Source organism: Terriglobus roseus (genome assembly GCF_900102185.1).
Lineage (GTDB): Bacteria > Acidobacteriota > Terriglobia > Terriglobales > Acidobacteriaceae > Terriglobus > Terriglobus roseus_A.
In genome coordinates this window covers 2761926-2785870 of the sequence record NZ_LT629690.1, presented here as the reverse complement: position 1 = coordinate 2785870, position 23945 = coordinate 2761926, and the positions used below count along the sequence as shown (strand labels likewise).

Sequence of the window (23945 nt, the reverse complement as noted above, 5' to 3'; positions counted from 1 at the left end):
ATGGGATGGCTCAGTCAGCTCTTTTCGCGTCGTCGCCGCTATAACGATCTCTCCGTCTCTGTACAGGAGCACCTGGAAGAGAAGATTGACGAACTGATGGAAGAAGGCATGTCGCGCAAAGACGCGGAGCATGCTGCGCGCAAGCAATTTGGCAACGTGTTGTTGACGGAGCAGCGTGGCCGCGAAGCATGGCAATGGCAGAGCGTAGAGTTGTTTTTCGCGGATATTCGCTACGCCGCACGGCAGCTTTGGAAGTCACGAGGCATCACGGTTGTTGTTGTCCTGATGCTTGCACTCGGCATCGGCGCAGCGACCGCCGTATTTAGCGTGGCCTACGGTGTGCTGGTTAATCCGTTTCCCTATCGCGATGTGAAGGAATTGGCAACGCCGAGATTGTGTTCACCAGAAGACACGCGCTGCTTCTGGGACGACTACACGCCCTCGGAGTTTCTTGAGATTCAGCAGAAGACGGACATCTTTCAGGGCGTGACTGCCTCCACTGTTGGCAACGTTACGCTGACAGGCGACGGGGAAGCTCAGCAGATCCGTGGCAACTACATCACGGCGAATACGTTTGATGTGCTGGGCGTGCAGCCCATGTTGGGGCGCTCTCCGAACGATGCGGATGTTTCTGCGGACCATGAAGAAGTGGCGGTTCTGAGCAACCGCTACTGGCTCTCTCACTTTGGCGGGAGCCAGGCAGTGGTGGGAAAAGTCATCACGGTGGACGGCCATGCACGCACTGTCATCGGTGTCATGCCGCCGCGTTTCTTATGGCGTGGTGCCGACGTTTATCTTCCAGTGGCAATTACGCCCGTGCAGGAGATTGAAGGCCATTCGCGACTCACGCTGGTGGGGCGTGTTCGCCCCGGCGTAACCGATGTGCAGGCTGCGGGCGAACTGCAACCTCTCTTCAATGATTTCGTAAAGCAAGATCCGCATCGTCATCCAAAGAATCTCCGCATTGGTGGACTGATGCCATTTGCCGAGATGTTCCAGTCGGGCCTTGCTGGGACCCTGTATCTGTTACTCGGAGCCGTTCTTGTTCTGCTCCTGATCGCATGCGTAAACGTATCGAGCCTGCTGCTGGCTCGCGCTGTACGCCGCGAACATGAGTTTGTACTTCGAGCAGCCATCGGCGCATCACGTTTGCGGTTGTTCCGCCAGGTCATCGTGGAATCTCTCCTGCTGATGGCGATCTCTGTTCCCATGGCGATTCTTTTCGCCTATGGCGGACTCAACGCCATGTTGCATCTGGTACCCGAAGGCACCATTCCTGATGAAGCATTGATTGCGCTAAATGTGCCCGTATTGCTCGTGTCCATCGGCATGGCTGTGTTCTCGGTGCTGGTGTTCGGTGTTTCACCCGCATGGCACAGCGCAAATCCACGACTTGCCGCTGCCCTCACCAGCGTTCGTTCCACGGGTAGCCACGCGCACAGACGTTTGCTAAATGGCTTTGTGGTAGCTGAGATTGCGCTTTCTCTCGCGTTGATGACACTGGCCGGGTTGATGATGCGTTCCATGATCTCCGTGGAGAAAGTACCGGTTCTCTTCCAGCCGGAACATACGCTGATGATGCGGGTGCCGCTGTCTCCGCAGCGTTATCCCAAGGATGAAGACAAGATTCGCTTCTTCAGCGAGCTGCAGAAACAGATACAGAATGTGCCTGGTGTGAAGGCCGTCACGTTGGATGCAGAACTGCCATTTCTGTGGGGTTATGGAAGCCGGATTCAGCTTGGTAGCCAGCCATTTCAGCGGAACGATTACAGCAATCTCCACATGGTCACGCCGGAATACCTTGCAATGTCCGGTCTCCGCATGATGGAGGGCCACTTCATCGACGAACGCGAGATATCAGTGCACGCGCATGATGCTGTGGTGACACAGGATTTTGTGACGCATTATTTCCCGGCGGGGAATGCTGTTGGTCAGACATTCAAGATGGTTGATGCTTCTCGCGCAGACAAAGAGCTTACAGAGAACACGTTCACCATCGTAGGCATCATTCAAAACCTGCCCATACATCCCGGCTATCGCGAAAACTATCCGCACATGTTCATTCCGTACACGGTTGCGCCTGTGATGGATACGTTGGTGATTGCAACGAACCTGCCTGCGGAAAATCTTCTGCAACCCGTGCGTAAGGTGGTTGCCGCCATGGACAAGGATCAACCCGTAACGGATGCCATGGCCCTACGTCAGTTGCTGGAGCGCTACGGGTACGCGGGACCGCGCTTCGCACTAATGTTGTTTGGAACCTTCGCGGCGTCGGCTCTGCTGCTTTGCCTCATCGGTATCTATGGCGTGTTCTCGTTCGCCACATCGCGCAGAACGCAGGAGATTGGCGTTCGTATGGCGCTGGGCGCAGATCGCGGCGACGTGATCTGGATGGTGTTGCGTCAAGCCTGCGGTCTTGCCGCACTTGGCATCGCAGTGGGACTGCCGTTGGCCTTTGTTGCAGCGGGGTTCGCCAAGAGCCAGTTGTTCCAGACCTCGCAGTATGACCCGGTCACCTTCGCGCTGGTCATGTGCACGTTGCCGTTGCTCGCCGTGGTGGGAACGTGGCTACCTGCGCGTCGTGCAGCCGCTGTCGATCCGATGGTAGCCCTGCGTACGGAATAAGTCGCTCTACAACACGCGCGACAGGATGAACGCGAACATTGCCGCAGCACCCGCTACCGTAAGCGCCAGCATGGTGGTAATGTAGCGGGCCGCGGTGCGTTCGCGGTTCTTTCCCGGGGGCGTAATGCCAACGGTAAGAATGAAGCCTTCGCTGAGCTGTTTCGTGATGTCTGCCATGGTGTGTTCACCTCGCTGTATCCGGTATAGCGGCGCTGGGGTGGGGCAATATGCAAATCTTGCGGTGAACTGCATCCTGTGCGCGTTTGGCGCATAGTAGAAGCATGGCTGCTCCCGCCACAGAACGAGTGATTGTGGTCCGCAACAGCAGGGAAGAACCCCTGCTGACAGGACGGCCACGTCTCACCTCCTCTGATTCGCCGTGGAAGGGCATTGTGCTTGAGCGGCATACGGTCGGTTCTGTAGAAGTTCCTGAACACGACCACGGCAGTCTCTGCATGCATCTGCAACTGCGCGGCGATGTCGAGATGGAATGGTGGTCCGAAGGTCGCAATGCTATTGAGCAGCCGCGTGCCGGTTCCATGATCCTGTTGCCGGAGGGCACAAGAGATCGTTTGCGATGGGAAGGCACTTCCGAGCGATTAATTGTCTCTGTAACTCCTGCGGTTATGAAGAAGGCCGCAGAAGAAGCGGGCCTCAACACTTCACCTCACGTCGCCATGCAATGGCATCTGCACGATGAAGGTCTACGCGCCTTATTGGCCGAGATGGGAAGGGAAGCCGAGGCCGGCTGGCCTGCCGGATCGCTTTACGGAGAACTTCTCGGCATGTCGTTGGCTCAAACTCTTCTGCGCCGTCATGCCACTTCATCGGTCACGCTGAAAGACCTGCGCGGAGGCATCCCGCTGGTACGTTTGCGTCGAGTTCTGGAATGGATTGAATTTCATCTCCACACGGATGTACGTCTGGAGCAGCTTGCGGCGGAAGCGCAACTCAGCCCATTTCACTTTGCGCGACTCTTCCGCGAAAGCACCGGCATCACGCCGCACCAATATGTTCTGGAACGGCGTATGGAACGAGCAAAAACGCTGCTGAAGTTAGGAAAACTAACCGTCGCAGAAGTAGCGCAGGACGCAGGTTTCTCTTCCGCCACAAACTTTGTGCGCGCCTTCCGCGAGCGCATTGGAGTCACTCCAGGGGACTGGTCACGCGCGAACTAAATCATGCGTTGATTACTGCTGGCGCGAACCCAGAATGAGAATGTCCACCAGGCGATGGGCGCTGCTCTTCCAGTTTGGTGCTGAGGCTACGTTGGAAACACCAACCAGCGCGCGGAGAAGATCCATCGGGTCAAGATCCGGGCGGATGTCGCCAGACTCAACAGCGCGTCGCACCAGCGATTCAATTGCACCAGTCAATATGGCGCCGCTATCGGCATAAATGCGGGATGGCCCACCCACAATGTTGTTCAGCGCAGGCGCAATGATCTGCTTTGTAGCAATGTAGTCCACAAACAGGCGCATCCACGCGCGAAGCGCTTCCACGGGCGTGTGCGATTTGGCCAGCGTTTGTTGAGCGTCCGATAGCTTTTGCAGCTCGCTGCGATAGACGGCTTCAAGAAGATCGTCGCGCGTGGGGAAGTGCCGATAAAGCGTTCCCGGCCCCACTTCGGCCTGTTTCGCGATCTCGTCCAGGCTTACGTTCACGCTGTCTGCGGTGAAGGCATCGCGAGCAACGGCAAGAATGCGTTCACGGTTCCGGCTGGCGTCGGCGCGCGGTTTGCGGGGAGCGTATTGCGATTCTTTCTTAGACACGCGTTTCTTTTTTGAATCGGAGAGTGTCTCCGCTTCGTCTATTCCATTGAACCGGAGGATATCTCCGGTTACGGGAGCATGACAACCCGCACTTCATTGTTGCATCACGCCGTTTTGGTACGGCAGGGGATTGGAGAAATGAGCGTATTTGGAGCGAAAAGCACGACAGAAGAGGTGCTGGCCGGCGTCAATCTGAAGGGCCAGCGAATCCTGGTAACGGGCGTGTCGGCCGGCCTGGGTGTGGAGACCGCACGCGCGCTTGTGGCCCACGGAGCCGACGTGGTGGGTGCTGCGCGTGACCTGAAGAAGGCGGAAGGCGCGACCGCAGAGGTTCGCGAGGCCGCTGCTGCAAGTGGTGCTCAGTTTGAATTGGTCGAGCTTGATCTTGCTGATCTGGCGAGTGTTCGTGCGTGTGCCGATGCCTTGCTGGCTCGTGGCGAATCGTTCGATGTGGTGATCGCAAATGCAGGTGTCATGGCGACGCCGCAGTGGCGCACCAAGGATGGTTTCGACATGCAGTTCGGAACCAACCATCTCGGCCACTTTGTACTGGTGAACCGCATTGCTCCGCTGATCAAGGATGGCGGACGTTTCGTCAGCCTCGCTTCTTCCGGCCATCGCTTCTCGGATGTTGATCTGGAAGACCCGAACTTCGATCACACGGAGTACGCGCCCTTCGCGGCCTACGGACGTTCAAAGACGGCTAACATCCTGTTTGCGGTTGAGTTTGATCGTCGTCACAAGCATCGCGGGGTGCGTGCCACTGCTGTGCATCCGGGCGGAATCTACACAGAGTTGGCTCGTCACATGGGCGACGGTGGACTTCAGCAGCTTCTAGACTCGGTCAACCAGGCTTTGGCGGATCAGGGTCAGCCTCCGTTCGAATTCAAGACGGTGCCGCAGGGTTCGGCCACGTCCGTATGGGCAGGAGTGATCGCTTCCGGAGAAGAGGTTGGAGGAAAGTACTGCGAGAACTGCCACGTGAGCCGCGAGGTCGATGACGATGTAGTCATCACTCCCGTAAGTGAGGGTGTTCGCCACTATGCCCTGAATGCGGAACGTGCCAAGGCGTTGTGGACAAAGAGCGAAGAGATGGTTGGCGAAAGCTTCTAATCTCTTACTTCATACATAGAAAAGGGCCGCGGATAGCGGCCCTTTCTATTTCCAGTTTCGTGATTCGTTTTACTTCGCGGCGGCTTCCAACTCTTTCCACTCTGCATCACTCAGTTCCACATCCTGCGACTTCACATTCTGTTCAAGATGTTCGATCGACGTTGTTCCCGGAATCGGCAGGATCACCGGGCTGCGATGCAGCAGCCATGCCAGTGAAAGCTGCGAGACAGTGGCGCTATGTTTCTTCGCTGCCTTATCCAGCGGGCCGCCTTCCTGCGCCAGCTTGCCGGATGCGACAGGGAACCACGGAATGAAAGCGATGTTGTTCTTCTCGCAATAATTCAGCGTGTCTTCACTCTTGCGCTCGGCAATGTTGTACTCGTTTTGCACGGAGACAATGGTTGCCACTTTGCGCGCCTGATCAATCTCGTTCGGCTTCACTTCCGATAGGCCAATGTGCTTGATCTTGCCCTGCTTCTGAAGTTCCACAATGGGCGCCAGAGATTCTTCTACCGGGACCTTTGGATCGATGCGGTGAAGCTGCCACAGATCGATCACGTCGGTCTTCAGGCGGCGCAGGCTCATCAGCACCTCCTGCTCCAGATACTCCGGCCGTCCCAGCGGCAGCCACTTGTTCGGACCAGTGCGCGCCAGTCCAGCCTTTGTGGCGATAACCAGACCCTTCTTGTATGGTGCGAGCGCCTCGCCAATCAGATCTTCGCTCACATACGGGCCGTAGCTGTCGGCGGTGTCAATGAAGTTCACGCCCAGTTCCACGGCTTTCTTCAGCACCTTGATGGCGCCGTCGTGATCCTTAGGAGGCCCCCAGATGCCGTCACCGGTGATTCGCATTGCGCCATAACCAAGGCGATTGATTTCAAGATCGCCACCGAGAAGGAATGTTTTCTGGATGCTCATGTTCGCTTGGATGGCGCTTCGCAGCAAAGGGTGCAGCGTTGCGCATTGTGGCTTTTAATTTTTTACAAAGCAGAAATCAAAACCCACCTGTTCATGCTGCAGCAGATGGGTTCGATATACATCGTTAAGACTGTTTTGAGTGTTTAGAAACGCGGACGCGCGCCGCGGCTGCCAGTCTTCTGTCCTGGCTGTTTCAACCGGGCAGCTTCCGGAAGCTTATGCTTACGTTCTACTTTCTTGCCTGCAGCAGCACGGCCCAGCGCCTGCACTTCACCCGGCGTCAGTTCGCGGAACTCTCCGGTGGGAATATCCAGCACCAGAGCGCCGTAACCAATGCGGCGAATCTTCTCCACGTGGTGCCCGATCTCTTCAAACATTTTGCGAAGCTGACGATTGCGGCCTTCCGTTAGCGTCACTTCGTACCAGGGATTTTCTCCACCGCGCGCCAGTTCCACCTTTGCTGGGGCTGTCAGAACGCGGTCACGGCGATTGCCGCGCGTCTCTGCGAGACGTCCGCGATCAATCATTACGCCGCTGCGAAGCTGTTCCAGAGCCTCTCCTGTCGGGCGTCCAGCAACCTTCACCAGGTAGGTCTTTTCGACGGAGTTCGCAGCTTTTGAGAGCGAATTGGCAAGATCGCCATCATTCGTCATCAACAGCAATCCTTCGGAGTTGTAATCCAGTCGGCCAACCGGATAGAGGCGTGTGTCCAGCTTCTTTCCGGAAAGTCGTGCGGACTCCTTCAACAGGTCAACGACCGTCTCGCGGCGTTCCGGATCGCTCATGGTGGTCACATAGCCACGCGGCTTGTTCACCATGAAATAGCGGTGTTCCTGTGGTCCTTGCAGCAGCTTTCCATCCACGCGGATGTGGTCTTTTGCTGCGTCGGCGCGCGTGCCCAGTTCGGTGATGGTTTCGCCATTCACCTGAACGCGGCCCTCAAGGATCAGTTCTTCGGCTTTGCGGCGCGAGGCTATGCCGGCGTCGGCGAGGATCTTTTGCAGTCGAGTCCCTACCGGTTCCTCTTTTACGGGAGCGGTGGATTTCTTGGCGGGTCTGGCTGCCTTCACGGCGGTCTTACGTACGTTATTCATCACGTTCTATTATCGCCCGTTTTTCTTATGGTTTCGTGCTTCCCGTCACAGTCTTCTCGTGCGTGTGGGCGTAAGTTGAGCAGTACGGAGGGAAATGGGCATGGCAAAGACGATGAAAGCGGCAGCTGTGCGGCAATTCGGCAGTCCGCTCAGCTTGGAGGAGGTTCCCGTACCAGCGGTTGGACCGGGGCAGGCTCTGTTGAAGGTGATGTCCACCGGCGTCTGCCATACGGACCTGCACGCTGCGAACGGCGACTGGCCCGTGAAGCCTGCCGTACCCTTTATCCCCGGTCATGAGGGAGCCGGATATGTGGCCGCTGTTGGAGCGGGAGTAAAGGGCCTACGCGAAGGCGATCGCGTCGGCGTTCCCTGGCTGTACAGCGCTTGCGGTGTCTGCGAATACTGCCTCAAAGGCTGGGAGACGCTCTGCCCGTACCAGAAGAACAGCGGCTACTCCGTCAACGGTAGCTTTGCAGAGTACGTTCTGGTGAATCCCAGTTATATAGCGCATCTGCCTCCAAAGATTGGGTTTTCGCCTATTGCTCCGATCTTGTGCGCGGGTGTGACGGTCTACAAAGGGCTGAAAGAGACGGACGTGAAACCCGGTCAGTGGGTGGCTATCTCCGGCATTGGAGGGCTTGGGCATCTGGCAGTGCAATATGCCAAAGCCATGGGCATGCATATTGTTGCCCTGGACGTGGCGCAGGACAAACTCGACCTTGCGAAAAAGCTGGGAGCCGAGATCACGGTCGACGTCAACGAACCCGAAGTTGCTGGAAAGGTAATTGCCGCAACCGGCGGCGGTGTCCACGGCGCGCTGATCACAGCGGTTTCTCCGGCGGCTTTTAGCCTCGGTGTAAACCTGCTGCGCCGAATGGGAACCATGTCGCTGGTGGGGCTGCCGCCGGGCGAATTTCCCGTGTCCATCTTCGACATGGTGTTGCAACGGAAGACGCTACGCGGCTCCATTGTGGGCACGCGCATGGATATGGCCGAATGCCTCGATTTCGCCGCGCGTGGACTGGTGAAATCCACCTACTCTACTGAGGCGCTGGAAAACATCAACAGCATCTTCGATCGCATGATTGCAGGCACAATCGACGGCCGCATTGTTATGGAGATTGCGTCCGAGTAAGCCGGTGATCAGGACGGCTGTGTTTCGCCGTCCTGTTTCACTTCGGCAGGTTCTGATTCTTCAGAAACCACTGCGATGTCTTCTGCAACGATTTCGACTGAGGCTGGTGCTTCCGCTTCCTCTGACGCAACAGCATTCTCGACTTCGCTGGAAGCAACTTCGGCCTGATCTCCGTCCTCGGAGACGGTCGTCTCATCTTCACTTGAAGCCGCTTCCGTCTGCTCCTCAGACTCCGCAACAGAAGTTTCCTCTTCAGTGGCCGTAGGCTCGGTGTCAGCTTCGGCAGCTTCGCGGAGCATCTCCGCATCGCCGCGTGCATTGGCTTCTTCGATGATGGCGTCTGCTGATTCCATCGGCAGGTCTTCCTGCTCGGCCAGCTCGCCTGCCATGCGTTCGAACTCTTCCATGGAGGGCAGTTCGTTCACATCCTTCAGGCCAAAGCGCAGCAGGAAGTCGCGCGTGGTCTTATACAGCATGGGACGGCCGATGACCTGCTTGCGGCCGGCGGTGGCGATCAGCTTACGCGTCATCAATCCGCCCAGCACGCCAGCCGAATCCACACCACGAATCTCAGAGATTTCCGCTGCCGTTACCGGCTGCTTGTAGGCCACAACGGCCAGTGTCTCCAACGCGGGAAGCGTCAGCTTGAGTGGTGGCTTCAGGCTCTTCACAAAGCCGCGCACTGCGTCGTGGTATTCCGGCTTGGTGCCCATGCGGAAACCGCTGGCCACTTCGCGAATCTCGATACCGCGGTCGCTCTCGGCATACTCGCGGATCAACGAATCGACCACGCGACGAATATGTTCGCGCACGGCCTTTTCGCGATCACGCTGAACGCGTTTGTCTTCCTCGGAATCAACCGCTCCTGGTTCTGCTGCTTCCGCTGTCTGCTCATCCGAAGCAGAGGCGCCTTCCGTCGCTTCCGAGGCCTGCTCCTCTGACGGGGCAGCTTCGGCGGGCTCTTCCGCTGATGCGGCCGGGGCTTCTTCTGGGGCGGCGCTTGCTTCGCTGTCGGAGGTGCTTTCTACCGCTTCAGCAGCCTCAATTGCCTCATCCAGTGCGGCTTCTTCGGTGATTCCTTCGGATGGGGAAACCTCAGCGTCGCCCTCATCCAGCGGCAGGGTCGCCTGGTCGGCGGCAAGGGTATCCAGTTCGTCCTGCGCCTCACCGGCCAGCAGACCAACAAGCTGGGCAAGAGTAACGGGCTCTTCCGAGGCGTAGATGACGGCTTCGATCTTCGACTTAAGACTCATTCGTTCTCAGGGCTTAAAGGGTTCGGCGACTGCGTACAGCGGCCTCAAAGCAGTGTACCTGCATTGGCGCATCCAAGGGGGAGGGGAGGACGACCTTGGGCAGGCTCGACAGCATTCTGGCGGACATCACCACCCTGCAGGTAGACGCGATCGTAAACGCCGCAAATCAGCAGCTTAAGGGCGGTGGAGGTGTTGATGGAGCCATTCACCGTGCCGCAGGAGCTCAGGAATTGCTGGCGGCTACGGCAAAATTTGGTGGCTGCGCCACGGGAGATGCAGTTCCCACTCCCGGATTTCGCCTGCCCGCAAAGTGGATCTTCCATGCTGTTGGTCCGGTTTGGAGTGTGGCGCGTGGCGGGTCAGCAGCCGAAGACCGCGCTGACTCGCTTCTCGCGAGCTGCTATCGCCGTTGCATAGAACTCGCTCGCGAACACGACGTTTGTTCCATCGCTTTCCCCGCAATCAGCACGGGCATCTATCGCTTTCCGCCAGATCGTGCCGCGCGGATCGCCGTGGCAACGGTAAACGAAGTACTGGACGAGAGTGGTGTAGAGGAAGTCATCTTCTGTGCATTTAACGACGAGACACACGCTCTCTACTGCGATCTGCTTCGTTGAACCTGTTCATTGCAAAGCCGAACCGGCAAACTAAGAGCAGTACACAGGAAAGTGGATATGAAGAGAGTCACGGCAGCGGTGTTCGGATTGATGTTGATAGGCGGCGTTTCTTTCTCGCCCGCCGTCTATGCGCGGAGTGCAGACGCGCCGGCCATCAACCTTCCCAGCGATTACCGTGATTGGAAGCTGATCTCTGTCGCCCATGAAGCAGGTGCGTTGAACGACATCCGTGCCATCCTGGGCAACGATGCGGCGGTAGCGGCGTATCGCAGCGGTGCGCAAACATTTCCTGACGGAGCCATGATCGTGCGCGTGGCCTGGGCCTACACGCCTTCTGAGGAAAACAACCGCAGCTTTGGTCGTGAGCAGTCCTTCGTCGCAGGAGCGCCAACGAACATCCAGTTGATGATCAAAGATGCTGAGAAGTTCAAAGCAACCGGCGGCTGGGGCTATGCGCAGTTTGCCGACGCGAATGCATCGAACTCCGTGAAAGACTCGGTGAACCAGTGCTTTCACTGCCATCAGGCGGTGCAGTCGCGCGATTATCTCTTCACACGCTATGCACGATAGAAGGCCGAACCATTAGCGCCAGTCGTCGCGCATGCGTTCCTGGTGCGCGAGTACTTCGTCGAAGTTGTCGGTCTTCTTGATCATGATGTCGCCGAACTTATCACCCTGGCGCAGCATGATCGCCTGTAGACGTACAAGTTCCAGCATCGCTAGGAACATGCAGATCAGCGCCTGTTGCGAATGTGTGTTCGCCAGCAGGCGGCGCAGGCTGGTGGGCTTGTCTTCCAGCATCAGGCGACGTTTGGTGTACTCAATCATTTGCGCCACCGTGACCGTCTCTTCGTTCACGTTCAACACAGGGCGTTTGCGCAGGCGATCCAGAATTTCTTGGAACACTCGCGCTAGGTCAGTCGTATCCGCGGCAATCTCGCGTTCCGCGCTGGCCTGTTCTTTAAATTCCTTGATGCCCGGCTGCGTCCACGTTGCGTCTTCAATCTGCTGCTTCTGCATCAGCATCTGCGCAGCAGCCTTGAAGCGCTCGTGTTCCAGCAGACGTTCGACGAGTTCGCGACGCGGATCTTCAATTTCGCCTGCCGCAATGCCAGAGGCTTCGCGCGGCAGCAGCATCTTGCTCTTGATGTGAATCAGCAGGGAGGCGGTGTAGATGAAGTCGCCAGCGGAGTCCACGTCCGTCTGCTTGATCTGTTCCGTGTACATCAGAAACTGCGCGGTGATCTTGGCAATCGGAATGTCGTAGATGTCGATGGACTGCTTACGGATCAGGTCCAGCAACAGGTCCAGCGGGCCCTCATACACCTTGCCCACTGTGAGCATGAACGGTGACTGCGAAACCTCTTCTTTCGAAGGCGTAGGCTCTTTCTTCTTCGCCGGCTTAGGCGGCTCGGGCACGGGCGGAGATTGCAGAACCAGCGGCTCTGCTGCGGGGGCAGCCTGCTCCTCAGCCGCTACGGGCTGTTCCTGTTCCAATTCTGCAGTTGTGTCGCTCACGACATCAGTATCGCCCACCCCGTTGGGTGGCATCATTCTGGGCTGAGGAAAGCTGGGTACGGAATTCAGCGGCTTCGTTGCAGGATGAGAATTTCCCGGCCATACGGCGGCAGCCATGTGCGGTACGGAACTGTCCCAAACGAAGAGGGTTCCAGGCACGGGATGACCTGGTGAGCGAGGAAGAATTCCGGCTTCACCATGGGAGTGCTCTTATAGAAAATTCCGTAGCAGGACTTCGGCAGGTCCGCCGGATAGTCCGGCTGTGTCACCACATGCATCTCTGGCGGGAACGTTACGCGCGGATCAACGATTGTGCCAGCCAGACGGATCTGCGTCATGCCGTTGAATTCGTATCCGGCATTGATGTGTTCCGGAGGGATACCTGCATCGCCCAGTCGTGCCACTGCGGTCAAGCGTGCGCGATGGCTCTCCAGCCAGTCATGCGTTCCCATAACCGCAAACATGCCCCACACGGCCAATGTCGCCCAAGCCATCGTGGGAATGCGTTTTGCTAAGCGTTCCTGATGTAGTCGGAGCACAATCAGTGCTGCTACGGGAATCAGTGGCAGCAGGTAACGATCCAGCACCTGAAACCAGATAGCGCGCGGCACGAGCAAGCCGAGATAACCGACCAGCAGGCCTCCCAACAAAATGATCTGCGAATGCCACGAGCTTGCCTTTGAGGAAGTCTCGGTTGTCTCGAGACGGCGAGCATTCCACAGTGAAGCGGCTCCGGCAATGGCTATGCCAATGATGAGAAACGAACCCACAATGCGAGCCGTGTGCGAGAACAACATTGGCTCGACGCCCAGCAGCCAGCCTGCCGAATAGTCAAATACACCAAGATGTTCCACCACGTCGCCCGTCCACGGCATCCAGCCATGCTCCATAAGGTGAAACGCGATGAAGAACGAAACCATCGTGACCACTACGGTGGCTGCAGAAAGCTTCACCCAACCACGCATGGTCCACTGCGAGCGCGGAGGAATGGCCGCTACAAATACGGGAAGTGCCAGCATGATTAGGCACAAGAATCCTGCGAGTTCTGTTCCGGCAAGTTCGCGAAACGATCGAAGACCGAAGTGTCCCTGAATGATGGGTTCTGGCACCGATAGCGGCTGATGTTTGAACCAGCGCAGGCAGGACACGATGGAAGCAACACTGACGACCCAGAGTGAGATTGCCAGTGCTACAACGCCCTTGCGCTTGCGCAGCATCAAGGCTGCTGCGGGCATCATCGTCAGTGCGCCAACCCAAACGATTTGCCGAGCAGTGCCACCGATCACGCTGGCTGCTGTAGCGATTACCAACCACAGATACACGCTGCGATCGCTGTGGCTATCGAGCGCGCGCAGTAATCCATACCAGCAGAGTGTCAGGGTGAGCAGGCCACCCGTATCTGTCATAAAGGTGGATGACAGCGGAATAAAGATCGGCGACAGGCCCGTCAGCAGCGTTGCAAAGATCGCATGGGAACGGTTCAGGCCCGAGCGGCGCATCACGCTATGCAGCAGTGGCATGCATAAGCCGGCCAGCACCAGGTTCGACAGGTGCAGCGGCCACACGTGATAGCCGAACACTTTGACGAACAGCGCGCCCCAGGGAATTTGCCAACCAAGCATCGCTGTCGCCCAGCCGTTGTAAACAAAGTGGCCGGTACGTGCGTAGATGAACGCTGTTTGGATATAAGAGAAGTCGTCGATCAACCCCATCTCAATGAAGGGGTGATCGAGCAGAATTGCAAGTACGACGATGAGTCCGCAGATCAGACCATCCCAGCGACCGCTCCTGGCCGCGTCCGGACGCGTCATGCAGAGGGCGTGCGGGAGAAGATTGTCTCCACCGTCCGCACATACGGTTTGTAGTCCACGATAGGCAGGATGAGCCGTTGTACTCGGTTATTCAGCAGGCTGAGCAAGGAAGTCAGCGAAGTAAAGAACGCCTGCAACACAATGATGATCAGGCTGAACGTTACGGTCGTAGCCCATCCAGGAGTGGCATACGCGGGCACGAACAAGCGCAACAGGATCGCGGTTGTTGATGCCACAACGGTGATGCCTGCTCCAACCAGTGTTGCCAGCAGCAACCGTACAAAAATCGTATCCGCATATACGCTGATGGCGCTGAAGCCATGAACAATCAGCGAGGTGAAATTCATCTTGCTCTTGCCGGCATAGCGCGTTCCGCGATCAATGAACACCTGCTGAATCGGCAAACGAGAACGCATGAGGGCGGCTGCAAGGTTGTTCCAAAGGTCCGGCAACATCACCAGTCGTGAAGCGTACCCAGAAGAGAGCAACGAGAAATTGCCGTGACCAATCCGCTTGCCCGTCACTGCCTTAAAGACGTTCTTGTAGATGATGTACGACATGCGGAACGTAAAGTTTTCCGACCGCTTGCGCCGCGCTCCAACTACGCAGAAATCTTTCTTGCCGTTGGTAGCCGCCAGCAACTCCGGAATCGTCTGCGGTGGGTCTTCGCCATCGGAATCCATGATGAGAACGGCGTCCATATCCGCGGTATCGCATGCCAGGCAGAGGCCGCAGGCGATTGCGCGTTGATGGCCCACGTTGGTGGACAGCCGTACAATCTCTACCTTGTCCAACGCCTGCAGATGCTCGATCGACGTCAGGGTTCCTTCGGAACTCTGAATCGAACCATCGTCTACGGCTGAGACCACTACGCGATACGGCAGCGCAGGGGCTACCGAGTCCAGCTCGCGAAGCAGGATGTTCAGGCTTTCCCAGTCATTGAAGACGGGTATCACGATGCGCAGGCGTTTAGGGGTTTCAATCGTCATGCGTGGCCTCATCATACGCGATGGCCATGACGAGAACGGCAGAACCGCCGTAAGCGTGATGAATTTTCAGCCACACCGTTACGCCGGGATACAGCTTTGCAGCGAGAATGCGAAGCGCATCCTCGGCGGCGGCCGGCGGCGTGGACTTCTTAAACCGGTTCGCCCGCAGATTCCAGGATCAACCTCAACGACTTCGTTGCGCGATCCAATGCAGTGCGTTCCTCCGCCCCAAGCTCTGAGAGGCGTTCTGCCAACCAGTCTGCACGGCGTTCACTCACGACGCGAAGATACTGTGTTCCGGTGCGGGTGACGGATAGCCCAACGCGGCGGCGATCCACATCTCCCTTTGAGGTTTCCCGCTGAACATAACCCAACTGCATAAGCCGCTTGATGTGGGCGCTCATAGCAGGACGGCTCATCTGTTCCATCTCAGCCAGTTCTGATACACCAAGGCCGGGCTCCTCTCGAAGAGTGCCCAACAGTTGCATATCCACGGACGAACTTCCGCCGCGGAGTGCCTCCCGGCGAAGATGACGGCTAAGACGGAGGATGGAGGGGCGAAGTTCGGCGGCCAGTTTGACCGTTTTTTGTACCGAAGGCGTGATGTTACGCATGTGCTGCAAAACTCCCAACAGGTTCGGGGAAAAGGGAACTACACTCCCGAACCCACAACACACTACATCGCTTCTCGTTACAATGGCAATCGTTAGGCGGTAAAAAGTGCCATCGCCGGTTCCCGCCCTTTGAAATGACTGAGATTGACGCAAACCGAAGGTCCGACCTCCCCGTATCCCAAGAGCTGACAGAAGGCTTTCGGCAGGCCATGCGACGTCTAGTGGCCACGGTAACCATTGTGGCCGCGGGCGATCAGGATGGACGTGCTGGCATGGTGGCCACTGCTGTTATGAGTGTTGCCGCTAACCCACCATCACTCGCTGTTGGCGTGAATCGTGAAGCGGGCGTATGGAAGGCCATTGAGCGCAGCGGTCGCTTCAGCGTGAATCTGCTCTCGAATACTCACACTGCACTGGTGCCACCGTTCAGTGGTCAGCTTCAGGGTGAGGAACGTTTCACTCTTGGTGAATGGGAGACACACCATACCTGTGTGCCATACCTGGCTGATGCAGTTGTCACTCTCTTCTGCAAATCAGAAGCTTCCCTTGATTACGGAACCCACACCGTTTTCATCGGGGCTGTAGAGGACATTCGCTTCTCCCCAAACGCCGACGAGCCGCTGCTGTGGCGCAACGGCTCGTTCGCAAATGCTGTGTCTCTTGAAGATCTGATCGACTAAGTTAGCGTGCGGCGGGTTCTGCCAACAGCTTCTCTACCAGCGCAAAGGTCTCTTTGCGCAGATCGACATAAGCTTGTCCCGTCGCGGGTCCGCTAAATCCCGCATGGATCTGCTTCACAAGACCATCACGGCCGATAAAGAACGAGGTGGGCCACGCGTTCAGATTCTTACCCTGCGGCAGCTTTGCGTTCAGGTCATCGGGCGTTCCCATCAGAAGAACCGTGTAGGGAATCTTGTACTTCGTTACGAATGAACGCAGACGTTCCGGGTTCTTCAACTGGTCGTCTTCCTCAAACGAAAGATCAACAATCTCCAACCCACGCTGGTGATACTTGTTGTAAAGCTCAACCAGTAACGGTGCTTCGTCATGGCAGTTCGGGCACCAGCTTCCGCCAATGGCCGCAATCACCACCTTGCCTTTGAATTCAGGATCGGTGCTGGTAACGACCTGTCCGGTCAAATTTGGACCTTGAAAGCGCAACGGTTCCGCCGGGTTTACCAGTGTCGTCTGCTCGGTAGCTTCCGTAGGTGGTGCTAGCTTCTCTTTGCGAGCCTCGTCCGGACGGCGAGCCACATTGTTCTCTTTCGGATCGCGCGGGTTGATCACCTGCAATGTGCCATCTGCATTCGGACGGATGGTGTAAGCGGTAGCGCCGAAGTCACCAAAACGGCTCACGTGATACTCGCCCGCAGCCTCGTCAAACCGACCGAACAGGGCGCCGCTATCACCATCAATGCGCTGGATCACGACGCGGATCTCGCCATCGCCCCGGAAGGGGGCAACGGTCATCGTCCATGCGTCTTCGCCTTTGTCGCTCTTGCTGGGCAGGGCAATCTCCCAGGTGCCGTTGATCGTGGTTCCTTTAGGCGATCCTGTCGCCTTGGACGCCGCAGCGAATACCGTTGCGGGTTTGCCGTCCGCATCGCGGTGCAGGGTTACGGTGTAAGGCTTCTTGATGCGTGCGCCGCCGAACGTGCCGGTAAAGGTGTCGCCGTGAATGTCGCCTTCCAGGGTGCGCGCAAAGGAGTGGAACTGCAGCTTCAGGTGCGATCCGCTTAGCGTGCCACGGCTGGAAGGCGAGCGCTGGTCACCGTTCAGGAACGTACCGGTGATGGAGCCATTCTTAGCGGGGGCAGAGAGATCCAGCTCCAGCGGGATATTCGTTGTAATGTCGTTGCCGTTGTTGGTCACCACTGCTGTTCCGGCCCAGTGCCGAGCGGGACGCTGCGCAAGGGCAACGGAGGCCGTCAGGGCTGCGGCGATCAGGGCGGTGGTGAATGTCTTGGTGGTCATCGTAGTCGTGCTCTCCGGAAACAGTGGATGCGCAAGCGGCATGTCCCGATGCAACGGAGGAATCGCGACCAGCGCGCATACTCCGCATGTGCGGGGCGTAGCGTCGGCGCAGAGTAATGAAAAGAAAGGGGAAAAAGGTGACCCAGCGCGCTCGGCTACGAACAGCGGCGGCAACAACAGGTCTGGACAAGGATTGTCACAAAACCCATTTTACCTGTCAAAAGGAGTCATGGTCAAACGACGGTCAAGCCTACTGATTTTGCGGCAGCATGGGGCTGACCGACAGCAGATTGCCCAGCGTGCCACGTTCCTGATCGCTGAATTGCTGATGGTACTGCGGCGAATTCAACATCTGGTTTTGCTGCTCCGGCGGCATGGCACGGAGTTCGCGGAAACTGCGGGCCACGGCACGACGACGATCTTCAGGCAGAGCGCTTAGCTGTCCCATGGCACCGCGTACTTGCACGCGCTGCTGCGGCGACAGGCGTTCCATCGCTTCACCGCGCTGGATGACCTTTTCCCGCTGTTGTGGCGACATGCTGTTCAGTCGGTTCAGGCGTTCTGTCATTCTCTGCTGTGTCTGCTGAGGCAGTTGATTGAACCCTGGCTCTTTCTGCAGGGCTCGTTGCTGCTGCTGCGGACTCAGGTTCTGGTGCTGCTGCATCCATTGGTCCAGATGTTCGCCACGCGGCCTCTGCGGCCCGATCACGGCACCCTGACCAGACTGTCCCGCAAAGCCGTTACCGCCGGGGCGACCATTTATCTGCTGTTGTCCGCCCTGGGGCATCGCAGGGCGAACGTTCGAACCGCCGCCATAATTCGGCGCGTGAGGTGCACCACCGCCGTAATTCGGAACATGACCACCGCCTCCACCAAAGTTCGGTTGGTGAGGAACGCCGCCGCCTTGAGCATTGCGGTTTCGGTTTCCCTGCGCCATGCAGGTCATTCCCAACGCCACAAACAGGGCTGCGGCGGCAGTCTGCCGCAGCTTGAAAGTGGTGATCGAGAAGCGCGAGTTCATGTCTTTCAATATCCGTTTTTACAGATGTTTATAGCTAATAGTAAAAGTACTGCTTTATCCCTGGGGAGAGTCGTCATCCAGCAACTGGCTCATGCCCTGAATCGCCTGATCGTTGTTGTCCAGAATCTGCAAATCCTGCACGGTCGCTGAAACCGATGCGGGACGATCCGGCGTGGAGAGGTGTGTCATCTCCAGGTATCCGCCGCCTACACCCACTAGCAGCAGGGCAAGCGACCCCACCATAACCGGCTTCATAAAGTTGCCGTTGCCAAAGAGCCAGCGATCGCGCAGCCGCGCGAACAGGCTCTCCGGCGGTCGTTGCGTCTCCTCTCGGAACCGCGCCATCATTTTGCCGTCAAACCACGGCGACGGCTCCGGAGCATGCCAGTCGTCTAACAGGGCCATCATCTCCTTCATGGCCTGCTCATCGCTCACCGAATTTTTCTTGGCAGAAAACATCGCAATATCCCTCAAACCTTACTTACGTTACACAAACTCTTTTAGTCGCTCGCGCAGTGTCTGGTAGGCGCGAAACAGCAGAGATTTCGTAGCAGACTCGCTCAACTTCAGTACTGCGCCAATCTGCTTGTAGTCCATTTCCTGGTACTTGTGCATCAGCACGGCCATGCGCTGGCGTTCCGGCAAGGCCATAACGTGCGCCTTAATCGCCTTCATCCGTTCCTCGCGCAGCAGGTCGGCTTCCACGTTGGGCGTTACGTCCGCCACGTCATGCATACTGCCCGTTTCCGGATCCGGCTCATCCAAGTGGACGGTCGGAGCGGTCCGCTCGTTCTTCGTGTCGCGTGCGTAATTTACCGCCAGGTTCGTGGCAATCCGATACAGCCACGTCGTGAACCGGGCCTCGGCACGATAGGTTTCGCGGGCCCGATACACCCGCAGAAACACCTCCTGCGCCATCTCCTCCGCCACTGCCTGGTTATGCACCATACGGAACATGAAGTGAACAATCGGGCGGCGATACTTGTTCATCAGGTACTCAAAGCAGTCCAGTTCGCCTGCCTTAAGCCGGAGCATTACATCCGCATCGCCTGTCTCAGACGACTTGCCAGCCGTGGCTACCGCGTTCAGATCAGCCGCCAGACCCTTACCGCGGACGTCCTGATCGACCTCCGCACCGCCCAGCATTCCCGGATTCAGCGCCAGCGTACCCATATCTTCTCCGACACCATCGGGGTCAGATTGTTGCGCTTCCGGGGAATTTTCTATCTCTTCCGCAGCGTCTTCCGGCTCGATTACGTCGAGCGAATCCTCAGACCCACGAAAATCGTGGCCATTCTCTGGCTCTTCCTGTCCGGGATGGGGGCTCTGCTTGCGATTCATGTTTCATGCGGGTCCTTGTGGACACGCTCATCTCCTGTGTTTGTACCCGTTTGCAGCACTTTCGCAAAGTGCAAAAGCGAGTACGCGCGAGTTCCAGAAATAAGATGCGCCGGAACGCAAAAGCCGCCTCCTTCCATCTTAAGGAAGTGAAGACACTTGTGTGTTCATCGTCGTTTTGCGCACAGATGCTCTAATAAGCGCTGAAGATGGCCGTTAGTCGATGCATCTCTGCATCAAACGGCTTATCAGGCCACGCTGACGAAGGGACAAGGGGAATCTTGAAGGAACGCATTACCAGTATCTTTCAGTCCGGCGAATTCGTAAGATTTCTCCTGGTTGGCGTCTGCAACACCCTGTTCGGATATGGCTGCTACGCAGCCTTTGTGGCCGTATACAAACACTTCCTTCCTCAGCACATGCTGTACCTGACGGTGGATCTTGCATCCATTACGGCCACGCCGCTCGGCGTCACCTTCTCTTTCCTCACGTATAAGTTTTTCGTCTTCAAGACGAAAGGGAACTACCTTCGCGAGTGGCTTCGTTGCCTCATGGTGTACGGCGCGGCTTCGCTCCCGAATCTGATTCTGTTGCCGATGGTGACGAAGCTGTTGATGATGGTCCACTCCGTCCGTGGTGTTGCGCCGTATTTCGCCGGTGCCATCGTGATGGGGGGTGTGGCACTCTTTACTTACGTCGCACACAAGAAGTTTTCGTTCGTTCCGGGTGAGCCTACCCAGCCTTTAGAGCCAACAGGCGCACTTTCCTAATTTCCTTCCAGTTCTAACAGCGGCAAAATTTGCCCTGTCATACTTGTGAGACATCCACGAAGGAAGGCGGTCGTGTGCGCAGGGTTATAGTCACTGGGGCAAATGGATTCATGGGGTTAGCCCTGACACGTCGTTTACTGGCGGAAGGGACAACGGTTCATGCATTCACCGGCAGGAGCCATGACTCCCTGGAAAGAGAAGCACCGGGAGCTGAGATTCATTCGCTGCACGGACAGCCTCTTGAGGCGGCGGAACTCGTCCGGCAGATAGAGCCTGAGGCAATCTTCCATCTTGCAACGGTCGTTGCAGAACCGCGCGATGCATCCGGACTTGGTGCTCTGCTGGAAGCGAACATCTCGCTGGGGGCGAGCCTATTGCAAGGCGCATCCCAGTGCAGAAAGTCTCCTGTGTTTGTAAATGCTGGGTCGTACTGGCAGTTCGACGCCGACGGCTCGCGTCTTCCCAACACGCTCTACGCGGCCACCAAGCAAGCGTTTGACGAACTATTGCAGTACTACCGCAGGAAGTATCGGATTCCAGCAGCAACACTGATCTTGTACGACACCTTTGGTGAAACGGATACTCGGCAGAAGCTATGGCGTCGACTGCTGACGAGCTCCGCCGGAACTGATTTCGCTCTCTCTCCGGGCGAGCAGCGTATACACCTCGTCCATGTGGATGATGTTGTGGATGCATTCGTAAAGGCTGCTTCGCTGTTGCATGAGGAAAAGCTGGAGGGCACGCACTATTCAGTACACTCATTGCATCCCCTTCCACTTCGAGAGTTAGTGGAGTCATTAAATGCAGCCGCCGGTCTGCAGCTCAACCTGAAGTGGGGCGCCTTGCCCTATCCGGCAGATCAGAAGTTTGAACCGTATGTTGGCGAAGCTCTGCCCGGCTGGTCGCCGCGTGTGGATGTGTTGGATGCCATGGTTCGTTACGGACGCAATGCAGCAATGCTGCAGGAGGAAAAAGCCCGCTGATGGAAGGAGCGAAAGTGCAGCCCCTAATCTCTTTCGTAGTTCCGGTGTTTAACGAAGAGATGAACATCGAGCCGTTCTATCAGGCAGTCTCAGCCGCAATTGCGCCGCTGGAAGACCGCTATCGGTTTGAGTTTGTGTTCACGGACAATCACAGTGCCGATGCGACCTTTCTATTGCTCGGAGCTCTGGCGCAACGTGACTCACGTGTGAGCGTCTATCGGTTCTCGCGTAACTTCGGCTATCAACGTTCCATCATGACGGGCTATGCTCGTGCGCGTGGCGACGCGGCCATTCAACTTGATGTTGACCTGCAGGATCCGCCAGAGCTGGTCGGCCGCTTTCTTGAGGAGTGGGAGCGCGGTGCAGATGTTGTCTACGGCGTACGTGTGAAGCGTCAGGAGTCGTGGTTTATCAACGTGCAGCGCGGCATCTTCTATCGCATGATCGATCTTCTGAGTGAAGACAAGATCCCAGTGGATGCAGGCGATTTCCGTCTTATCAGCCGCCGTGTCATCGATCTACTCAAGACCTATGAAGATGCGCAGCCCTATTTGCGAGGCACTATTGCCACGCTAGGCTTCACGCAGGTGGGCATTCCGTATAGCCGCAACGCGCGCGAACGTGGCGAAAGCAAATTCAGCTTCTCAAAGCTGATTAGTCTTGCATTGGATGGCATCTTGAACCATTCCACCGTGCCGCTGCGCCTCTCCACATACTTCGGATTGACTGTATCGTTTCTGACATTGCTTTCGATCGGTGGTTATATCGCAGCAAAATTCATCACGGGCGCAACATGGCCTGCGGGCTTCGCGACGCTGGCAGCTCTCATCCTTGCATCCTTAAGTATTAACGCGATGCTGCTCGGTATCATCGGCGAGTATCTTGGCCGGATGTATCGACAGGTAAAGAAACAGCCACTTACGATTATCGAAAACGCCGTTATAGGATCTGGCGTGGATGCGGGTGGAGATGACCAACGCTGAGTTACCGCAATCTGAGTAAGTAAACAATAAGGGCATGGCTTAAGCCATGCCCTTATTGTTCCGCTCTTAAAGTACGTTTAAAGCAGGTTGTTCTTGCGTTACGTAGTCCAGGATGTTCTGCACCACATAGTCAAGCATGGCAGTGGATAGGCCCGGGAATACTCCAATCCAGAAGGTCTGGTTCATCACAAAGTCGGTGTTCTTGAGATCGCCAATTACGCGATGCTCAATGTTCGCGTAAGCAGGCTGCCGCAATAGATTGCCTGCAAAGATCAGACGCGTGTGAACTCCCTTGGAATCCAGATAGCGTGTCAATTGATCGCGCGTGAAGCCTGCGTTTTCTCGAACACCAATCGGGAATCCGAACCAGCTTGGATCAGCATGTTCAGACGCCTCCGGAAGAATGAGCTTGTCTGCAACAGGCTGTAACGCTGCCTTCAGATAGGCGAAGTTTTCTTTACGACGCGCAATGAACTCAGGCAGCTTGTCAATTTGCGTAACACCAAGGGCCGCCTGCATGTCCGTACCCTTTAAGTTGTAGCCAATGTGGGAGTACGTGTACTTGTGATCGTAGCCGCAAGGCAGTGTGCCTAGTTGCCAATCGAACCGCTTGCCGCAGGTGTTATCCACACCGGGTTCGCACCAGCAATCACGACCCCAGTCGCGCCAGCTTTCAATTAACACGCGCAGAGCAGGCTTGTCTGTAAGAACAGCGCCGCCTTCGCCCGTGGTGATGTGATGTGCGGGATAGAAACTCACTGTTGCGATATCGCCAAAGGTTCCGACTTTTTGGCCGCGCCAAGTTGCACCCAGCGCATCACAGCAATCTTCTACGAGCCACAAGTTGTACTTCTTGCAGAACGCGGTGACGGCATCCAGGTCGAAGACATTGCCCAGCGTATGAGCAATCATCACGGCCTTCACCTTGGGGCTGTAGGCCGCTTCCAATTGCGTTGTATCCACTTCATAGCCGGGCACTGTGACGTCAAGAAACACAGGCACAAGGCGATTCTGAATGATGGGGTTAACCGTGGTGGGGAAGCCTGCAGCTACTGTGATGACTTCATCACCGGGCTTCAGCTGCCGTTCACCAAGTTGCGGAGAGCACAGCGCACTCAACGCCACAAGATTTGCAGAAGATCCGGAGTTCACAAAAGACGCAGAGCGCACGCCAACGAATCGCGCAAGCTTGCGTTCAAAGTCCTTTGCCCAGCGACCGGTTGTGAACCATCCATCAAGTGTTGCATCGACAGCAGCGACCATATCTTCGGCACGAATTACTTTGCCGGACACAGGCACCTTAGAAGTTCCGGGTACGAACTTCTTTGCTGGAAATGCAGCAGCGTGGTACTGCTGAACAAGATCGAGAATCTGGTTGCGCAGAGATGCTGATTGTTCCGTGGACATTAGGGCAAGG

At 56.8% G+C, this 23945-nt stretch carries 24 protein-coding genes; 10 read left to right on the top strand and 14 right to left on the bottom strand.

Going from position 1 to position 23945, the window contains the following annotated elements:
* Positions 1-2625, top strand: coding sequence for an ABC transporter permease (locus BLT38_RS11605; RefSeq protein ID WP_083345320.1), 2625 nt, complete (start codon positions 1-3; stop codon positions 2623-2625).
* A gap of 6 nt (positions 2626-2631) precedes the next feature.
* On the opposite strand, the gene BLT38_RS20525 is transcribed toward BLT38_RS11605, so the two are convergent.
* Positions 2632-2802, bottom strand: coding sequence for a hypothetical protein (locus BLT38_RS20525; RefSeq protein WP_156785107.1), 171 nt, complete (start codon positions 2800-2802; stop codon positions 2632-2634).
* Positions 2803-2906: 104 nt separating this feature from the next.
* On the opposite strand from BLT38_RS20525, the gene BLT38_RS11600 reads away from it, so the two are divergent.
* The gene (locus BLT38_RS11600; protein WP_083345319.1) at positions 2907-3803 is read left to right on the top strand and encodes an AraC family transcriptional regulator; all 897 of its coding nucleotides are present in this window, start codon (positions 2907-2909) and stop codon (positions 3801-3803) included.
* A 12-nt stretch (positions 3804-3815) separates the two neighbouring features.
* On the opposite strand, the gene BLT38_RS11595 is transcribed toward BLT38_RS11600, so the two are convergent.
* A complete protein-coding gene (locus BLT38_RS11595; RefSeq protein ID WP_083345318.1) occupies positions 3816-4397 on the bottom strand; it encodes a TetR/AcrR family transcriptional regulator in 582 nt (193 codons plus the stop codon).
* A 138-nt stretch (positions 4398-4535) separates the two neighbouring features.
* Here BLT38_RS11595 and BLT38_RS11590 point away from each other — a divergent pair, with 138 nt between their 5' ends.
* Positions 4536-5510 carry an SDR family NAD(P)-dependent oxidoreductase gene (locus BLT38_RS11590; RefSeq protein ID WP_083345317.1) on the top strand — a complete coding sequence of 325 codons (975 nt, stop codon included), beginning with the start codon at positions 4536-4538 and terminating at the stop codon, positions 5508-5510.
* A gap of 69 nt (positions 5511-5579) precedes the next feature.
* Here the strand turns inward: BLT38_RS11590 and BLT38_RS11585 are convergent, their stop codons facing one another.
* Positions 5580-6428, bottom strand: a complete 849-nt coding sequence (locus tag BLT38_RS11585) for an aldo/keto reductase (protein ID WP_083347059.1) — start codon at positions 6426-6428, stop codon at positions 5580-5582.
* Positions 6429-6571: 143 nt separating this feature from the next.
* The gene (locus BLT38_RS11580) at positions 6572-7522 is read right to left on the bottom strand and encodes a pseudouridine synthase (RefSeq protein ID WP_083345316.1); all 951 of its coding nucleotides are present in this window, start codon (positions 7520-7522) and stop codon (positions 6572-6574) included.
* Positions 7523-7622: 100 nt separating this feature from the next.
* On the opposite strand from BLT38_RS11580, the gene adhP reads away from it, so the two are divergent.
* On the top strand, positions 7623-8657 hold the full coding sequence (gene adhP / locus BLT38_RS11575) for an alcohol dehydrogenase AdhP (RefSeq protein ID WP_083347058.1): 1035 nt from the start codon (positions 7623-7625) through the stop codon (positions 8655-8657).
* Between the two features lie 8 nt (positions 8658-8665).
* Here adhP and scpB read toward each other — a convergent pair whose 3' ends face one another.
* The gene (scpB, locus tag BLT38_RS11570) at positions 8666-9910 is read right to left on the bottom strand and encodes an SMC-Scp complex subunit ScpB (protein WP_083345315.1); all 1245 of its coding nucleotides are present in this window, start codon (positions 9908-9910) and stop codon (positions 8666-8668) included.
* Between the two features lie 95 nt (positions 9911-10005).
* On the opposite strand from scpB, the gene BLT38_RS11565 reads away from it, so the two are divergent.
* A complete protein-coding gene (locus BLT38_RS11565; RefSeq protein ID WP_083345314.1) occupies positions 10006-10527 on the top strand; it encodes an O-acetyl-ADP-ribose deacetylase in 522 nt (173 codons plus the stop codon).
* 57 nt (positions 10528-10584) lie between these two features.
* Positions 10585-11097: a cytochrome P460 family protein gene (locus BLT38_RS11560; RefSeq protein ID WP_083345313.1), complete on the top strand. Its 513-nt coding sequence runs from the start codon at positions 10585-10587 to the stop codon at positions 11095-11097.
* Positions 11098-11109: 12 nt separating this feature from the next.
* On the opposite strand, the gene BLT38_RS11555 is transcribed toward BLT38_RS11560, so the two are convergent.
* The 4 genes from BLT38_RS11555 to BLT38_RS11540 form a co-directional block, all read right to left on the bottom strand.
* Entirely contained in the window at positions 11110-12078 is a 969-nt protein-coding gene (locus BLT38_RS11555; protein WP_083347057.1) for a segregation/condensation protein A, read from the bottom strand.
* 32 nt (positions 12079-12110) lie between these two features.
* Complete coding sequence (locus BLT38_RS11550; RefSeq protein ID WP_083345312.1) at positions 12111-13856, bottom strand: ArnT family glycosyltransferase; 1746 nt, start codon at positions 13854-13856, stop codon at positions 12111-12113.
* Positions 13853-14845 (bottom strand): glycosyltransferase, encoded by a 993-nt coding sequence (locus BLT38_RS11545; protein WP_172838249.1) that lies wholly within the window; start codon positions 14843-14845, stop codon positions 13853-13855. The genes BLT38_RS11550 and BLT38_RS11545 overlap by 4 nt, the downstream gene beginning before the upstream one ends.
* A 149-nt stretch (positions 14846-14994) precedes the next feature.
* Positions 14995-15459, bottom strand: a complete 465-nt coding sequence (locus BLT38_RS11540; RefSeq protein ID WP_083345310.1) for a MarR family winged helix-turn-helix transcriptional regulator — start codon at positions 15457-15459, stop codon at positions 14995-14997.
* A 209-nt stretch (positions 15460-15668) separates the two neighbouring features.
* Between BLT38_RS11540 and BLT38_RS11535 the strand changes: the two genes are divergently transcribed.
* Positions 15669-16139, top strand: coding sequence for a flavin reductase family protein (locus BLT38_RS11535; RefSeq protein WP_172838248.1), 471 nt, complete (start codon positions 15669-15671; stop codon positions 16137-16139).
* A 1-nt stretch (position 16140) separates the two neighbouring features.
* On the opposite strand, the gene BLT38_RS11530 is transcribed toward BLT38_RS11535, so the two are convergent.
* The 4 genes from BLT38_RS11530 to BLT38_RS11515 all read right to left on the bottom strand — a co-directional run bounded on the left by BLT38_RS11530 (position 16141) and on the right by BLT38_RS11515 (position 19795).
* Entirely contained in the window at positions 16141-17433 is a 1293-nt protein-coding gene (locus BLT38_RS11530; protein WP_172838247.1) for a TlpA disulfide reductase family protein, read from the bottom strand.
* 250 nt (positions 17434-17683) lie between these two features.
* On the bottom strand, positions 17684-18454 hold the full coding sequence (locus BLT38_RS11525; RefSeq protein ID WP_083345307.1) for a DUF3106 domain-containing protein: 771 nt from the start codon (positions 18452-18454) through the stop codon (positions 17684-17686).
* Between the two features lie 54 nt (positions 18455-18508).
* Positions 18509-18913: a hypothetical protein gene (locus tag BLT38_RS11520; protein ID WP_083345306.1), complete on the bottom strand. Its 405-nt coding sequence runs from the start codon at positions 18911-18913 to the stop codon at positions 18509-18511.
* Positions 18914-18940: 27 nt separating this feature from the next.
* Positions 18941-19795, bottom strand: coding sequence for an RNA polymerase sigma factor (locus BLT38_RS11515; protein ID WP_083345305.1), 855 nt, complete (start codon positions 19793-19795; stop codon positions 18941-18943).
* A gap of 278 nt (positions 19796-20073) precedes the next feature.
* Here BLT38_RS11515 and BLT38_RS11510 point away from each other — a divergent pair, with 278 nt between their 5' ends.
* The 3 genes from BLT38_RS11510 to BLT38_RS11500 all read left to right on the top strand — a co-directional run bounded on the left by BLT38_RS11510 (position 20074) and on the right by BLT38_RS11500 (position 22528).
* Positions 20074-20562, top strand: coding sequence for a GtrA family protein (locus BLT38_RS11510; RefSeq protein WP_172838246.1), 489 nt, complete (start codon positions 20074-20076; stop codon positions 20560-20562).
* Positions 20563-20636: 74 nt separating this feature from the next.
* On the top strand, positions 20637-21545 hold the full coding sequence (locus tag BLT38_RS11505) for an NAD-dependent epimerase/dehydratase family protein (RefSeq protein WP_269456814.1): 909 nt from the start codon (positions 20637-20639) through the stop codon (positions 21543-21545).
* Positions 21545-22528: a glycosyltransferase family 2 protein gene (locus BLT38_RS11500; RefSeq protein ID WP_083345302.1), complete on the top strand. Its 984-nt coding sequence runs from the start codon at positions 21545-21547 to the stop codon at positions 22526-22528. The genes BLT38_RS11505 and BLT38_RS11500 overlap by 1 nt, the downstream gene beginning before the upstream one ends.
* Before the next feature lie 66 nt (positions 22529-22594).
* On the opposite strand, the gene rfbH is transcribed toward BLT38_RS11500, so the two are convergent.
* Positions 22595-23935 (bottom strand): lipopolysaccharide biosynthesis protein RfbH, encoded by a 1341-nt coding sequence (rfbH, locus tag BLT38_RS11495; RefSeq protein ID WP_083345301.1) that lies wholly within the window; start codon positions 23933-23935, stop codon positions 22595-22597.
* Between the last annotated feature and the right edge of the window lie 10 nt (positions 23936-23945).

Bases quoted from the DNA above. Each gene is read 5' to 3' on its own strand.
- BLT38_RS11555 (WP_083347057.1), bottom strand. From the start codon at position 12,078: ATGCCACCCAACGGGGTGGGCGATACTGATGTCGTGAGCGACACAACT.
- BLT38_RS11500 (WP_083345302.1), top strand. From the start codon at position 21,545: ATGGAAGGAGCGAAAGTGCAGCCCCTAATCTCTTTCGTAGTTCCGGTG.
- scpB (WP_083345315.1), bottom strand. From the start codon at position 9,910: ATGAGTCTTAAGTCGAAGATCGAAGCCGTCATCTACGCCTCGGAAGAG.
- BLT38_RS11525 (WP_083345307.1), bottom strand. From the start codon at position 18,454: ATGAACTCGCGCTTCTCGATCACCACTTTCAAGCTGCGGCAGACTGCC.
- rfbH (WP_083345301.1), bottom strand. From the start codon at position 23,935: ATGTCCACGGAACAATCAGCATCTCTGCGCAACCAGATTCTCGATCTT.
- BLT38_RS11580 (WP_083345316.1), bottom strand. From the start codon at position 7,522: ATGAATAACGTACGTAAGACCGCCGTGAAGGCAGCCAGACCCGCCAAG.
- BLT38_RS11530 (WP_172838247.1), bottom strand. From the start codon at position 17,433: ATGACCACCAAGACATTCACCACCGCCCTGATCGCCGCAGCCCTGACG.
- BLT38_RS11600 (WP_083345319.1), top strand. From the start codon at position 2,907: ATGGCTGCTCCCGCCACAGAACGAGTGATTGTGGTCCGCAACAGCAGG.
- BLT38_RS11535 (WP_172838248.1), top strand. From the start codon at position 15,669: ATGCGACGTCTAGTGGCCACGGTAACCATTGTGGCCGCGGGCGATCAG.
- BLT38_RS11520 (WP_083345306.1), bottom strand. From the start codon at position 18,913: ATGTTTTCTGCCAAGAAAAATTCGGTGAGCGATGAGCAGGCCATGAAG.
- BLT38_RS11540 (WP_083345310.1), bottom strand. From the start codon at position 15,459: ATGCGTAACATCACGCCTTCGGTACAAAAAACGGTCAAACTGGCCGCC.
- BLT38_RS11515 (WP_083345305.1), bottom strand. From the start codon at position 19,795: ATGAATCGCAAGCAGAGCCCCCATCCCGGACAGGAAGAGCCAGAGAAT.
- BLT38_RS11605 (WP_083345320.1), top strand. From the start codon at position 1: ATGGGATGGCTCAGTCAGCTCTTTTCGCGTCGTCGCCGCTATAACGAT.
- BLT38_RS11560 (WP_083345313.1), top strand. From the start codon at position 10,585: ATGAAGAGAGTCACGGCAGCGGTGTTCGGATTGATGTTGATAGGCGGC.
- BLT38_RS11590 (WP_083345317.1), top strand. From the start codon at position 4,536: ATGAGCGTATTTGGAGCGAAAAGCACGACAGAAGAGGTGCTGGCCGGC.
- BLT38_RS20525 (WP_156785107.1), bottom strand. From the start codon at position 2,802: ATGGCAGACATCACGAAACAGCTCAGCGAAGGCTTCATTCTTACCGTT.
- adhP (WP_083347058.1), top strand. From the start codon at position 7,623: ATGGCAAAGACGATGAAAGCGGCAGCTGTGCGGCAATTCGGCAGTCCG.
- BLT38_RS11585 (WP_083347059.1), bottom strand. From the start codon at position 6,428: ATGAGCATCCAGAAAACATTCCTTCTCGGTGGCGATCTTGAAATCAAT.
- BLT38_RS11545 (WP_172838249.1), bottom strand. From the start codon at position 14,845: ATGACGATTGAAACCCCTAAACGCCTGCGCATCGTGATACCCGTCTTC.
- BLT38_RS11550 (WP_083345312.1), bottom strand. From the start codon at position 13,856: ATGACGCGTCCGGACGCGGCCAGGAGCGGTCGCTGGGATGGTCTGATC.